Origin of the sequence: Erwinia sp. BNK-24-b, from assembly GCF_047456155.1 — a bacterium.
Taxonomy (GTDB): Bacteria; Pseudomonadota; Gammaproteobacteria; order Enterobacterales; family Enterobacteriaceae; genus Erwinia; species Erwinia phyllosphaerae.
In genome coordinates this window covers 1232088-1245734 of record NZ_CP179901.1, presented here as the reverse complement: position 1 = coordinate 1245734, position 13647 = coordinate 1232088, and the positions used below count along the sequence as shown (strand labels likewise).

At 53.8% G+C, this 13647-nt stretch carries 14 protein-coding genes; 5 read left to right on the top strand and 9 right to left on the bottom strand.

Annotated elements, in window-relative coordinates:
• Positions 1-19: 19 nt before the first annotated feature.
• A complete protein-coding gene (yfbR, locus tag ACMGGR_RS05790) occupies positions 20-616 on the top strand; it encodes a 5'-deoxynucleotidase (RefSeq protein ID WP_414148370.1) in 597 nt (198 codons plus the stop codon).
• 7 nt (positions 617-623) lie between these two features.
• On the opposite strand, the gene ACMGGR_RS05785 is transcribed toward yfbR, so the two are convergent.
• From ACMGGR_RS05785 to yfbV, 4 genes are all read right to left on the bottom strand, one after another.
• Entirely contained in the window at positions 624-2450 is a 1827-nt protein-coding gene (locus ACMGGR_RS05785) for an SLC13 family permease (protein WP_414148369.1), read from the bottom strand.
• A gap of 78 nt (positions 2451-2528) precedes the next feature.
• Positions 2529-3188 carry a sugar phosphatase gene (locus tag ACMGGR_RS05780; protein ID WP_246758081.1) on the bottom strand — a complete coding sequence of 220 codons (660 nt, stop codon included), beginning with the start codon at positions 3186-3188 and terminating at the stop codon, positions 2529-2531.
• Between the two features lie 13 nt (positions 3189-3201).
• Complete coding sequence (locus tag ACMGGR_RS05775) at positions 3202-3696, bottom strand: YfbU family protein (protein ID WP_414148914.1); 495 nt, start codon at positions 3694-3696, stop codon at positions 3202-3204.
• 139 nt (positions 3697-3835) lie between these two features.
• Positions 3836-4288 (bottom strand): terminus macrodomain insulation protein YfbV, encoded by a 453-nt coding sequence (gene yfbV, locus ACMGGR_RS05770; protein ID WP_246757975.1) that lies wholly within the window; start codon positions 4286-4288, stop codon positions 3836-3838.
• A 333-nt stretch (positions 4289-4621) separates the two neighbouring features.
• Here yfbV and ackA point away from each other — a divergent pair, with 333 nt between their 5' ends.
• From ackA to ACMGGR_RS05755, 3 genes are all read left to right on the top strand, one after another.
• Entirely contained in the window at positions 4622-5824 is a 1203-nt protein-coding gene (gene ackA / locus ACMGGR_RS05765; protein WP_246757976.1) for an acetate kinase, read from the top strand.
• 139 nt (positions 5825-5963) lie between these two features.
• Complete coding sequence (pta, locus tag ACMGGR_RS05760; protein WP_246757977.1) at positions 5964-8108, top strand: phosphate acetyltransferase; 2145 nt, start codon at positions 5964-5966, stop codon at positions 8106-8108.
• A 295-nt stretch (positions 8109-8403) separates the two neighbouring features.
• Entirely contained in the window at positions 8404-9402 is a 999-nt protein-coding gene (locus ACMGGR_RS05755) for a hypothetical protein (protein WP_246757978.1), read from the top strand.
• A gap of 133 nt (positions 9403-9535) precedes the next feature.
• On the opposite strand, the gene ACMGGR_RS05750 is transcribed toward ACMGGR_RS05755, so the two are convergent.
• The 4 genes from ACMGGR_RS05750 to yfcF all read right to left on the bottom strand — a co-directional run bounded on the left by ACMGGR_RS05750 (position 9536) and on the right by yfcF (position 11732).
• On the bottom strand, positions 9536-9799 hold the full coding sequence (locus ACMGGR_RS05750; RefSeq protein WP_414148368.1) for a hypothetical protein: 264 nt from the start codon (positions 9797-9799) through the stop codon (positions 9536-9538).
• Positions 9768-10295, bottom strand: coding sequence for a DUF2778 domain-containing protein (locus ACMGGR_RS05745; protein ID WP_246757979.1), 528 nt, complete (start codon positions 10293-10295; stop codon positions 9768-9770). The genes ACMGGR_RS05750 and ACMGGR_RS05745 overlap by 32 nt, the downstream gene beginning before the upstream one ends.
• A 187-nt stretch (positions 10296-10482) precedes the next feature.
• Complete coding sequence (gene yfcD, locus ACMGGR_RS05740) at positions 10483-10998, bottom strand: NUDIX hydrolase YfcD (protein WP_246757980.1); 516 nt, start codon at positions 10996-10998, stop codon at positions 10483-10485.
• Between the two features lie 92 nt (positions 10999-11090).
• Complete coding sequence (yfcF, locus tag ACMGGR_RS05735) at positions 11091-11732, bottom strand: glutathione transferase (RefSeq protein WP_414148367.1); 642 nt, start codon at positions 11730-11732, stop codon at positions 11091-11093.
• Between the two features lie 213 nt (positions 11733-11945).
• Between yfcF and ACMGGR_RS05730 the strand changes: the two genes are divergently transcribed.
• Positions 11946-12839, top strand: a complete 894-nt coding sequence (locus tag ACMGGR_RS05730) for a TIGR01777 family oxidoreductase (RefSeq protein WP_246757982.1) — start codon at positions 11946-11948, stop codon at positions 12837-12839.
• 36 nt (positions 12840-12875) lie between these two features.
• Here the strand turns inward: ACMGGR_RS05730 and hisP are convergent, their stop codons facing one another.
• A complete protein-coding gene (gene hisP, locus ACMGGR_RS05725; protein ID WP_246757983.1) occupies positions 12876-13643 on the bottom strand; it encodes a histidine ABC transporter ATP-binding protein HisP in 768 nt (255 codons plus the stop codon).
• Between the last annotated feature and the right edge of the window lie 4 nt (positions 13644-13647).

Below are 13647 nucleotides of genomic sequence, written 5' to 3'. Positions count from 1 at the left end.
AAGCACAGGAAACCGTTTTATGAACCAAAGTCATTTTTTCGCTCACCTTTCCCGCCTGAAACTGATTAATCGCTGGCCGCTGATGCGCAATGTGCGTACGGAAAACGTATCCGAACACAGCCTGCAGGTTGCTATGGTTGCCCACGCGCTTGCCGTGATCAAAAATCAAAAGTTTAACAGCAATCTCAATGCCGAACGCATTGCGCTGATGGCCATGTACCATGACGCCAGCGAGGTGCTGACGGGCGATTTGCCCACGCCGGTTAAGTACTACAACGCCCAGATTGCCAGCGAGTATAAAAAGATTGAAAAAATCGCCCAGCTAAAGCTGGTTGATATGCTGCCCGAGGAGCTGCGCAACGCCTGGCAGCCGCTGCTGGATGAACAACAGCGTAGCGAAGAGGAAAACGCCATCGTCAAGCAGGCCGACGCGCTGTGCGCCTATCTGAAATGCCTGGAAGAACTCTCTGCCGGAAACCATGAGTTTCAGCTGGCTAAGGCGCGCCTGGAAAAAACGCTTACCGAGCGCCACAGCCCGGAAATGGACTATTTTGTCGAGGTGTTTGTCCCCAGCTTCAGCCTGTCGCTGGATGAAATCAGCCAGGAATCGCTGTAGGCCAGCTTTAAAACGGGAACAGTAGCGGCACCAGCAGCACGCTCACCACCATAATCAGCAAAGTAAAAGGCACGCCCGTTTTTACAAAGTCGCTAAAGCGATAGCCGCCTGGCCCCAGCACCAGCGTGTTGACCGGGCTGGAAACCGGCGTCATAAAGGCGGCAGAAGCGGCTACCGCTACGATCATCGCGAACGGATAAGGCGAAACGCCCATCTGATGCGCGGCCGCTACGCCAACCGGTGCCATCAGTACCGCTGTTGCGGTATTGGAGATAAAAAGCCCGATGGTGGCGCACAGAATAAACAGGCAAAGTAACATTACGCGCGGCGTATAGCCGCCAGCCAGATCCATTAGCCCATCCACAATCAGCGCGATACCGCCGGTTTTTTGCAGCGCCAGCGCAAAAGGCATCATGCCGACGATCAGGATCAGGCTTGGCCAGTGGATGGCCCGATAGGCGCTTTCCATATCGATACAGCGAAATTTACCCATCAGCAGGCAGGCAATCAGCGCGGCAACGGGATTGGGGATCTCATTGGTCAGCATCATGGCAACCATCAGCGCCAGGCAAAAAATAGCGTGCGGTGCCTGACTGCTGGCCGGCGCTACCTCTTTAACCTCCGCCGGCAGGCTTAACAGCAGCACGTCGCGCTTCTGCTGCTGAAGCCGAGTGATTTTTTTCCAGTCGCCGATGACCAGCAGGCAGTCGCCCAGCTCCAGCGGCAGATCGCTCAGCGCGCCCTCCATGACCTCCCCACGCCGCCGGATCCCGATGACGCTAACGCCATAACGAGAGCGAAATGAACTTTCCCGCAGCGTTTTTCCCTGTAGCGCCGAGTCCGGGAAAATCAGCACTTCCGCCATGCCGACATCCTGCGCGCGATCGGAAAAATATTCTCCCCTCAGGATCATCGGCTCAAGCCGGTGCTCGCTACAGAATTCACGAATATCAACATCGGCGGCGGACATATCAATCAGCAGTACGTCGCGCGCGCGAAACTGCGTTGCGCCCGTTACCGGCACCATAATCCGCCGGAATTTGCGCCAGCGCTCCAGCCCAACAACGTTAACGCCATAGCGTTCACGCAGTTGCAGATCGTCGAGCGGCTTGCCAATTAAAGGCGATTCGGGATGAACGGCAAGGCGACGCGCTCTGCCGCTTAATCTGTAGTCGCGGATGAGGTCGCGGAAGGTTCTTTCCTGGCCTTTCTTGCCTGCCGGTTCTCCCTTCCCTAACCAGAGACGGGCCAGCAGCATATAGCCGATGCCCAATACCAGCGCAACCAGGCCAACGGGCGTTACGTCGAAAAAGCTAAAACCCGCCAGCCCTTCGCGGACCAGCTCGCTGTTCACGACCAGGTTGGGCGGCGTGGCGACCAGCGTCATCATTCCGCTGATCAGCCCGGCAAAACTCAGCGGCATCATCAGCCTGCCGGGCGAGCGGTTCATCTTTGCCGAGACGCTAAGCACGATGGGAATAAAGATGGCGACCACGCCCGTCGAGCTCATAAAGGCACCGAGGCCAGCGACGGTAAGCATCAGCAGCGTCAGCATTTTGGTTTCGCTGCTGCCCGCCATTTTCATCAGCCACTCGCCCATTCTTAACGCGACACCGGTACGCACCAGCCCTTCGCCAATCACAAATAAGGCGGCAATAAGGATAACGTTGGCGTCGCTAAACCCCAGCGTGGCTTCCTGCAGGCTCAGCGTGCCGCTCAGCACGAAAGCGACGATAACCAGCAGCGCCACGACGTCCATACGTATTTTGCCGCTGACGAAGAGGACAATTGCTATCGCCAGCAAAATAAGCACCCGGATCAGATCCGCATTCACTTTTGCTTCCTGCCTGTGAGAAAAATTTTCCGCAGAATGCCATAAAAAAGCCCCGCGGATGCGGGGCTAAATCATATCTTAGTGCTTTCGGTGAACGTCGATGGTGCCATCACCGTTTTTGTTGATAATCAGCTCTTCCAGCGAGGTAAGCAGCATATCCACATCCTCCAGACGCGGCGACCCGGCTGGCGCATTGACGGCAATGACGTGGCTACCGGCGGCCAGGCCGGAGAGAATACCCGCCGCGGCATCTTCCACCACCACGCACTCTTCCGGCTCCAGCTCCAGCAGCTGCGCGCCGAGCAGATAGGCATCCGGTGCCGGTTTGCCGTTCTGCACTCGTTCAGCGGTGACAAACACCTCTGGCTCTGGCAGGCCTGCCGCCTTACGTCGCGCAGAAGCAACGGGAACGGAACCCGAAGTGACAATCGCCCAGGGGATATGCAGCTCGTTCAGCGTGGCGAGCAGCTGTACCGCGCCAGGTAAAGCCACCACGCCTTCGGTGTCTTCGGCTTCCGTTTTCTCCAGCGCCAGAAACTCTTGCTGGATGGTCTCTTCAGAGGCCCCGGCCATAAAGTGCCGCAGTGAGGTGATAGCCTGCTTGCCGTGGATGAAGTTCAGCACGTCATCGGCTGCGATATCGTGCTGCGATGCCCAGTTTGTCCAGGCGCGTTCGACCACCGGTAGTGAATCCACCAGCGTGCCGTCCAAATCAAACAGAAAACCTTTACACTTCACTACTTTTTCCTTCTCAGGCGTTGATGATTTGCGCGATTTCATTCGCACTCAGGTGGTACTGTCTGGGGCAAGTGTGCCATACAGCCAGCATACGTTGATACTTTTCCCACATTGGCGTCTGGGCGTTAAAGCCGTGACTGCCTGCATCAAACTGAGTATAGCGGCCTTCAATCTGTACCATAAACCGCACATAGCCAAGGTAGCGCGCTTCAGTTGCGGCATCAAAGCCTAAAAACAGCAGGCGGCGCTCTTCAACAGATGAGGGACCTTTCAGATTTGTCCAGGACACGTGGAGGGCGTGATGCATCTCCATGATATCAATAATGGTGCGGCAAACCGTTTCGGGAAGCTCGCCGAACTCGCGGTCCAGCTCGCGGAGCTGTAGTCCGTAGCCGCGTTCGACAATAGTTTGCAAACGGTGATAGCGCTCGCTGCTGTCAGGATCGAGCAGGCTCATGAGCTTATACTGATTAGAGAGGATTAAACGTTGCGCGTGGGTCATTTCCATCATTAACTCCCGGTGTCCGCTGGACAAAATGAGATTAGGATGGCGCAAGGATTGCACAACCGCCGCCTGTCGACACGGCAAACAGCGGCTTTTTTGACCCAGACCAAATTTCGCCACCGAAGTGGCGAATGGCGCTACGTTAAAGGTCGTCGAGAAACGTTTTGTCCAGCTGCCTGAAGGCCCGTTTCAGCACGTCGGCCAGCGACTGGTAGGTCGGCTTACCTTCGAGCGGTGCCAGCGCCTGGCCTGCGGCCTGTAGCTTTTCGCGCACTTCATGGAACCAGCTCAGCAACGTAGGCGGCAGCGGCGTCACGGAACGCTTGCCCAGCCACCACAGTCCCTGCATCGGCAGGCTACAGGCAAACAGCGCGGTTGCCACGGCGGGCCCCAGCTGGCCACCAAGCGCAATTTGCCAGCTCATGGCAAAGACGGCCAGCGGCGGCATAAAACGAATGCCAAAGCGCGTCGCCGTTGTGACCCTGTTCTCCGGGAACAGCGGTGCAAGGCGCTTATCGGCTGGCCACGTTTTCATATAGTGCTGCCCGTTCTGGAACAGTTTAAACCAACCGACAGTGCCGGATTCATTTGCCATGGTTGACCTCAACTTCAGGGATAAAAATTAAACATAATGCACAACCCAACAACTTTATCTGACATCTTTCAAAAAATTTTGTCTTTACAGGGCACTCTGGTTATCCTGTGCGCGATTGTTGACTGGCTGTTACGTGCTTGCTGCGCCTTTAGACAGATCTGAACGCTGCCGCCTGCACAAGTTCAAAAAATCTTGGGATTTTTATGAAATTTTTTGCTTTCGGACAAAATGTGCCGTCAGCATGATGTTCATCATTAATGTACCAGCTTTCATGCGCTACGCTGATAGTCTGATTGAGTTTTTTTTCGCCACCCTCAACCAACAGGATCTCCCATGTCGAGTAAGTTAGTTCTGGTTTTGAATTGCGGTAGCTCGTCGTTAAAATTTGCCATTCTCAATCCCGCAAGCGGCGATGAATACCTTTCCGGTTTAGCTGAATGTTTCCATCTACCCGAAGCGCGCATTAAATGGAAACTGGACGGCAATAAAGAGGAAGCCGAATTAGGCGCTGGCGCAGCTCACAGCGAGGCTCTTAACTTTATCGTTAAAACTATTCTGGCACAAAAACCAGAGCTGTCCGCACAAATTACTGCAATAGGTCATCGTATTGTGCACGGCGGTGAGAAACTGACCCAGTCAATCGTTATCGATCAGGATGTTATTCAGGGCATTAAAGATGCTTCATCTTTTGCCCCACTGCACAATCCGGCGCACCTGATCGGCATTGATGAAGCCATGAAGAATTTTCCGCATCTTTCTGATAAAAACGTGGCCGTGTTTGATACGGCGTTTCATCAGAGCATGCCTGAAGAGTCCTATCTGTATGCCCTGCCTTACCATCTTTATAAAGAGCACGGCGTACGCCGCTACGGCGCGCACGGCACCAGCCACTATTATGTGACGCATCAGGCGGCAAAAGTATTGAATAAGCCGCTGAACGAGCTGAATATCATTACCTGTCACCTGGGTAACGGCGGCTCCGTCAGCGCCATTCGCAACGGCGAGTGCGTTGATACCTCTATGGGCCTGACGCCGCTGGAAGGTTTAGTGATGGGCACCCGCTCGGGCGATATCGATCCGGCGATTGTTTTCTTCCTGCACGATACGCTGGGCATGAGCGTGGACGCCATTAACAAGATGCTGACCAAAGAGTCTGGCCTGCTGGGCCTGACCGGCGTGACCAGCGACTGCCGCTACGTGGAAGATAACTACGCCACCAAGGAAGATGCAAAGCGCGCGATGGACGTATACTGTCACCGCCTTGCCAAATATATCGGTTCCTATACCGCGCTGATGGATGGCCGCCTGGACGCCGTGATCTTTACCGGCGGCATCGGCGAAAACGCCGCGATGGTGCGCGAGCTGACGCTGAATAAGCTGGCACTGCTTGGCTTTGAAGTCGATCACGAACGCAACCTTGCTGCTCGCTTTGGCAAAGCCGGTTTTATTAATAAAGAAGGCACGCGCCCGGCAATCGTTATTCCAACCAATGAAGAGTTGGTGATTGCCCAGGACGCCAGCCGTCTGACCGCTTAATCCCGCACACCGTCAGCTCAGGCTGGCGGTGTTGTTTCAGACACCAGGAAACCCGCATGGCAGTAGCGCTAACGGCAGATTAAGCCAGCTCTCAACGCGTCAGCGCCGCTGCCAGGGGTGTGATTTCGAGAGGTTTACCGTGTCACGTACCATCATGTTAATTCCTACCGGCACCAGCGTCGGTCTTACCAGCATCAGCCTTGGCGTTATCCGCGCGATGGAGCGCAAAGGCGTACGGCTGAGCGTGTTCAAACCTATCGCCCAGCCTCGCACCGGCGGCGATTCACTTGACCAGACAACCTTAATCATCCGCAAAAATTCTGCTATTCCGGCAGCAGAACCGCTGCAAATGAGCCACGTCGAATCCCTGCTGAGCGCCAGCCAGCAGGACGTGCTGATGGAAGAGATCATCGCGCGCTACCATGAAAGCGCTAAAGATGCCGAAGTCGTATTAGTCGAAGGTCTGGTGCCTACGCGCAAGCATCAGTTTGCCCCTACGCTGAACTATGAGATTGCCAAAACGCTGAACGCGGAAATCATTTTCGTGATGTCGCCAGGCAATGATTCCCCGGAAGAGCTGCAGGAACGCATTAAGCTGACCCGCAACAGCTTTGGCGGCAGCAAAAATAAAAACATCACCGGCGTGATTGTTAACAAGCTGAACGCGCCCGTTGACGAACAGGGCCGTACTCGTCCCGATCTGTCCGAAATTTTTGACGACTCAACCAAAGCCAGCGTAGCCAACATCGATCCTAAGCAGCTGTTTGCCAATAGCCCGCTGCCGATACTGGGCTGCGTGCCGTGGAGCTTTGAGCTGATCGCCACGCGTGCTATCGACATGTGTCGTCACCTTAATGCACAGGTAATTAACCAGGGTGATATTGATACGCGCCGTATAAAATCGGTTACCTTCTGCGCGCGCAGCCTGCCGCACATGCTGGAGCATTTCCGCCCCGGCTCGCTGCTGGTGACCTCGGCAGACCGTCCTGATGTGGTAGTGGCCGCCTGCCTGGCGGCAATGAACGGCGTGGAAATCGGTGCAATTCTGTTGACCGGTGGCTATAAGATGGATGATTCCATTGCCCACCTGTGCGAGCGTGCCTTCGCTACTGGCCTGCCGGTATTTATGGTGAAAACCAATACCTGGCAGACGTCGCTGAGCCTGCAAAGCTTTAATCTGGAAGTGCCGAGCGATGATACCCAGCGTATTGAGCGCGTGCAGGAATACGTGGCCAGCCATATTGACTCCGAATGGATTGAGTCGCTGACCGCCGCTTCCGAACGCAGCCGTCGTCTGTCGCCGCCAGCCTTCCGCTATCAGCTTACCGAGCTGGCACGCCAGGCGGGCAAGCGTATCGTACTGCCGGAAGGCGACGAGCCGCGTACGGTAAAAGCCGCGGCTATCTGCGCTGAACGCGGCATTGCGACCTGCATACTGCTGGGTAATCCGGACGAAATCCAGCGCGTGGCTGCCGCACAGGGCGTGACGCTTGGCAAAGGTATTGAAATTGTCGATCCTCAGCAGGTGCGTGAAAACTACGTCCCGCGCCTGGTAGAACTGCGTAAGAACAAAGGTATGACCGAGGTTGTGGCGCAGGAGCAGCTGGAAGATAACGTCATGCTCGGCACCATGATGCTGGAACGTAGCGAAGTAGACGGCCTGGTTTCCGGCGCGGTTCACACCACGGCCAATACCATCCGTCCGCCGCTGCAGCTGATTAAAACCGCGCCCAACAGCTCGCTGGTTTCCTCCATCTTCTTTATGCTGCTGCCGGAACAGGTGCTGGTTTATGGCGACTGCGCCATTAACCCGGATCCCAACCCGGAACAGCTGGCAGAGATTGCCATTCAGTCGGCAGATTCCGCTACGGCCTTCGGCATCGAGCCGCGCGTGGCGATGATCTCCTACTCTACCGGCAACTCGGGCGCCGGCAGCGATGTGGAAAAAGTGCGTGAGGCAACGCGTATCGCGCAGGAGAAACGTCCCGATCTGGTGATTGACGGGCCGCTGCAGTACGACGCCGCGATAATGGCCGATGTGGCAAAATCTAAGGCGCCGAATTCGCCTGTAGCAGGACGCGCTACCGTCTTTATTTTCCCGGATCTCAATACGGGCAACACAACCTATAAGGCCGTACAGCGTTCCGCCGATCTTATTTCAATCGGGCCAATGCTACAGGGTATGCGCAAGCCGGTTAACGATTTGTCGCGCGGCGCGCTGGTCGACGATATCGTTTATACCATTGCGCTGACCGCTATTCAGGCACAGCAGGCTGACGCCTGACGGCCACGTTAAATTAAGGCGGCTTGCAAGAGCCGCCTTATGCTATAGCAATATAAGCTCGCCTCTTCTTTGCAGGCAAAAATAACCATATTTTTACTATTGCCGTTATCCTTCTTTTCTTCTCCCATTAAGCTTCCACCCGAATCAAACACCTCAACATATTGATTTTAAATGTAAAAAATAATTCCTGGTAGAATCCCGCTTCCGGTGCCAGGCTTACCTTGGCAAGAAATTGAGTCTTTTCGATAATAATGTAATCAGGAAACACACCTATATCAGGCAAGGGAGTTCTCTCATGAGCGATAATCAAATTCATCCGGTTTACAATGAGGTTAATAGCGGTATTCCGCTAAAGCGTATTTCATGGAGCGCTATTTTCGCAGGTGTCATTTTATCCGTGGTTATTTATTTGCTGCTAACGATTTTAGGAACGGCAATAGGCGCAACCACGATCGATCCTTTAAAAGAACAGAACCCTCTTGATGGTCTGGGCACTGGTGCCACTATCTGGACCGGGTTAAGCATGCTGATCTCTGTGGGTGCCGGTGCTTATATCACCGGTCGTCTGGCGCAGCGTGAAGGCGCGCTACACGGTCTGCTGATGTGGGCAGTCAATACGCTGGTGTGCGTCTGGCTGGTGGTGGTAGTACTGAGCAGCGCGGTTAGCGGTACGGCCAGCGTGATTGGCTCAGGCTTCAGCATGCTGGGTAACGGCATCTCCTCCATTGCGCCTACTGTTGGTCAGAACATCAAGCAGAAGCTGCAGGAAAACAATATCGATCTGAACAACGTGCAGAACGAGCTGGAAACTACCCTGCGTCAGACCGGTAAGCCAGAACTGCAGCCGGAAAAACTGCAGCAGGATGCCAACAAAGAAAAAAATAACGCCCAGAACCAGGCTGAAAATACCGCTAAAGATCAGCAGAACGCAGATACTGATTTAGCAAACTGGTTTAAAGGCGTCATGCAGCGTAATCAGGCAACTCTGCAGGCAGCAGACGTTGACGCGCTGAAAAACATCATCAAGGCCCGCACGGGTAAAAGCGATCAGGAAGTCGATCAGATCGTTGCTCAGACTCAGCAGAGCTATCAGCAGGCTTACCAGAAATATCAGCAGCTGAAAACCGAGGCGGCACAGAAAGCACGTGAAGCCGGAGACAAAGCCGCTGCTGCAACTGCAAAAGCCAGCTGGGTAACACTGATTATACTGCTGGTTGAAGCCGCCATCGCAGGCTGGCTGGGAATGTTAGGCCGCAGAACGCAGCCTCGCCTGGCCGTACGCGAAACCCGCTAAACACCAGTGTGCACAAAGGCCGCTTACGCGGCCTTTTTTACGTTTGGACTAATGGTCCCTTTACCAGAAATATTCAGTATAAAGATGAACGGAACAGAGATTACAGGCGCGCCGTTTCTGGCACACTTTTCTGCTATACAGAGGCGCTTAAATGGCGCTTGATCAGGTTAATAGTAATCCGGTAAATAATCAGCGTAATACAAGGGCATATAATCAAAAGCGAAACTCCTGTAAAACCTTCGATATCCGGGTTATTGAAGTAGCCCGCTGTTTTGCTCCAGAAAACATACCCCGTCAATCCCACCGGGGAAGATGGGTGGAGGAGAAAAATGACCAGAACAAAAATGCCGATTCCGATAAATATTCTAATCCCCGCTGGCACATGTCGCGCTTCCATTTAAACTCACCTCAATAATACCGTAAGACTCAAGACCATTACGCAAACGTACACTCTGGGTTGCAAGTAAGGACTGGCGAATAGCAAGGAAATCCGAGCGATGTTGCAATGTTATGCAGCCCAACGAGACACCCAAAGGACCAGGTGGATGCCACCGGAAATGGCCACGTTCTACACCGTTAATCCATGTGCGATCGTCGATTCTATTATCATCACGGTATAGAGCGAACCACTCGGCTTTTATGATGGGTGTAGGAGTAACCCAGGTCCATGCATATTTACCTATATTGCGAATAACATCTTTCCAGCCACCAGAAGGGCGGTTCACGATGTGATAACGGCCTGCTGGAATTGGCCCCAGATTTGGTATACCACCACACCCGCTACGGTTACGGTATTTATCTTTACCTGAATAAGCCAGGAAAGTTCCTGTACCATAAATAATTAGTGGAGAAAAATCAGCATCATTAATAATAAACTTTCCTTGTCGTGCCATAGTGGCTCCTTTATTGGTACTAATAACCCATCATCCTTGTATATTTTTAATTAGCTTATACAGACAAAAAAACTGCCATTAAAGAGATTTTTTCGAAGAGTGAGCAATATGTGAACATCGTTCTGACATATAACTGCGTTAAAGGAAATAGTCAGGCCGCTCACGCGGCCTTTTTTATCTGTAGCGCTTAGCTTTGCTCACCGTTGCGGCTCAGCCACAGCGAAAGCGCTTTTAACGAATCGTCCGTAAACTCGTCACAGCGCGCGGTAATCTCTTCCGGCGTCATCCAGAAGACTTCGTCTACTTCTTCTTCCTGCATAGCGAAAGGCCCGTGCGAAACACAGCTAAACAGGCCTCCCCAGACGCGGCAATGTTCATCTTCGTAATAGAACAGACCGTGCTCCGCAAACGGCACGGCCGCAATGCCCAGTTCTTCTTCTGCTTCACGACGCGCCGATTCCAGCATCTCTTCGCCGCTTTGCACTACGCCACCAGCGGTAGCATCCAGCATACCCGGCATAAAATCTTTGTTTTGCGTCCGGCGCTGCACCAGAATTTTGCCCATCCCGTTATGCACGACGATGTAAGTTGCCCTGTGACGCAAGCACTGTGCCCGCATCTGCGCACGGCTGGCCTGTGCAATGACATCGTTGTCTTCGTTAACGATATCCACCCACTCCGTGCCGCTGTCTTGCTCCACCATCCCTAACCCTTATTTGTCTGGCGCCTTCGCGCTTATTTATGCCTGCCCGCGCAGTTTGCCACGGACTGCCCTGAAATTATGATCCTGCCGTGTTATTGGCCTTTGGAGGATTCAGATAACCACAGCTGTACCGATGCGCGCTGCCACTGAAAATGGGCATATTCTGCGACGGCTGGCGGCAGGTTGTCACCATGTAGCGCCAGCCGATTAATCATAATGGCCAAATCGGTATCCGCTATCGACCATTCGCCAAAAAGATTTTGCTGGCCTGTTGGCACCAGCTGCGTAACGGCGGTGACAAGTTTGTCAGCCGATCGCTGCGCCTCTGGCGACAATGGCGCAAAGGTTTCGCCAGCAAACAGCACTTCCGTCGGCCTTTCCTCGCGTAGCGGCAAAAAGTCACTGCGCAGCCAGGCCTGGATTTCACGCGCCCTGGCTCTTTTTTCCAGGTTTTTTGGATAAAGGCGTTCAAATTCAGGCGCGGGAAAACGCTCCTCCAGATATTCGGCAATAGCTGAAGATTCAGAAAGTTGAAAATCATCAATCTGTAACGTGGGCACACGGCGCGTTATAGAAACCTGGCCGTAATTTTCCTGCAGCTGCTCGTTGCTGGCAAGATCGATACGCTTCAACGAAAACGGAATACCTTTCTCGCTAAGTGCGACAAAGGTGGACATCACATAGGGACTGAAAAAACAGGCATCTGACCACAAAATGACATTGGGATAAATCATCCTGAGTTCCTCACAAGGCGGCGTCTGCAACCTGTTTACCCATTTTTTTAACAGAAGGCAATATCTCAACAATATTGCCAGAAATATTCATTATTCAAACGACGTTCTCGTTTTTAATTTATGCCTTGCCGCTGCCGATCCCTTTCCCGTTATCTTCGCCTAAGATTATGACGGGCCGTTGGTTTTTTACTTCACCATTTTGAGGAGAGCAGCATGCACATTTTACTGACGGGCGGCACCGGCCTGATTGGCAGCCATCTGATTCCTCGCCTTTTATCACGAGGCGACAGCGTAAGCGTGGTCACCCGCGATGTGGTCAACGCACGCGCTAAGCTGGGCGAAAAGGTTAGCCTGTGGTCAGGACTGGATCAGCAGCGCGATCTTAACGGCGTCGACGCCGTGATTAATCTGGCCGGCGAGCCGATTGCCGACAAGCGCTGGAGCGAGCAGCAAAAACAGCACCTGTGCGAAAGCCGCTGGCAGATAACGGAAAAACTCGCGACGCTGATTAACGCCAGCAGCACGCCGCCAAAGGTATTTATTTCCGGTTCCGCGACCGGCTTCTACGGCGACACCGGCGATCTGGTGCTGACCGAAGACGATCCCGGCCATCAGGAGTTTACCCACAAGCTTTGCGCGCACTGGGAGTCCCTGGCGAAAGCAGCCGATAGTGACCGAACGCGCGTCTGCCTGTTGCGTACCGGCGTCGTGCTTGCCAAAGAAGGCGGCGCGCTCAGTAAGATGAAGCTTCCCTTTAAGTTAGGGATCGGCGGCCCCATTGGCAGCGGCCAGCAATATATGCCGTGGATCCATCTGGAGGATATGCTGAACGCCATCCTCTGGCTGCTGGATAGTCCCGAGCTGCGTGGGCCGTTTAATATGGTGTCGCCCTATGCCGTGCGCAATGAACAGTTTGCCGCCACGCTGGGTAAGGCGATGCACCGTCCGGCCTTTATGCGCACGCCAGCCAGCGCCATCAAACTGATGATGGGCGAATCTGCGGTGCTGGTGCTGGGCGGCCAGCACGTGCTGCCAAAACGGCTGGAAGAGTCCGGCTTCAGCTTTCGCTGGTATCAGCTGGATGAAGCGCTGGCGGACGTGCTGTAGACGCCTGACGGCGCAGGGTGTCGCCTGAACGGCCTTTTATTTTAATGCGCCCGATAAGAACTGCTGTAGCCGTGGGCTTTGCGGATTATTAAATACCGCGTCTGGCGGCCCTTGCTCTTCAATTTTACCCTGATGCAGAAAGATCACCTGGCTGGAAACGTGACGGGCAAACTCCATTTCGTGGGTTACCACCACCATCGTTTTGCCCTCCTCCGCCAGCTTCTGCATAATTTTCAGCACTTCGCCGACCAGCTCCGGATCAAGTGCGGATGTTGGCTCATCAAACAGCAGCACTTCTGGCTCCATCGCCAGCGCACGTGCAATAGAAACGCGCTGCTGCTGGCCGCCGGAAAGATTAACCGGGTATTTTGCCCGCGCCCGTTCGTCAATGCCCACTTTATCCAGATAGTGAATGGCGCGCTTCTGCGCTTCGGCTTTACTCAGGCCCAGGATCTGCACGGGTGCTTCCATCACGTTTTGCAGCACCGTCATGTGGCTCCACAGATTAAAGTGCTGAAACACCATCGTCAGGCTGGTGCGTAGCGCGCGCAGCTGTTCCTTGTTGGCAACTTTTAGCTGACCGTCGGTATCGCGCACCAGGTTGATCTGCTGGTTATTCACCATAATGCTGCCTTCGCTGGGCTTTTCCAGAAAATTAATGCAGCGCAGAAAAGTACTTTTACCCGAACCGGAAGAACCAATAATGGTAATAACGTCGCCCGCCTGCGCCTGGAGCGACACGCCTTTTAATACTTCATGCTCGCCGTAGCGCTTGTGCAGTTCGATTACGTTTAATTTGGACATAGAT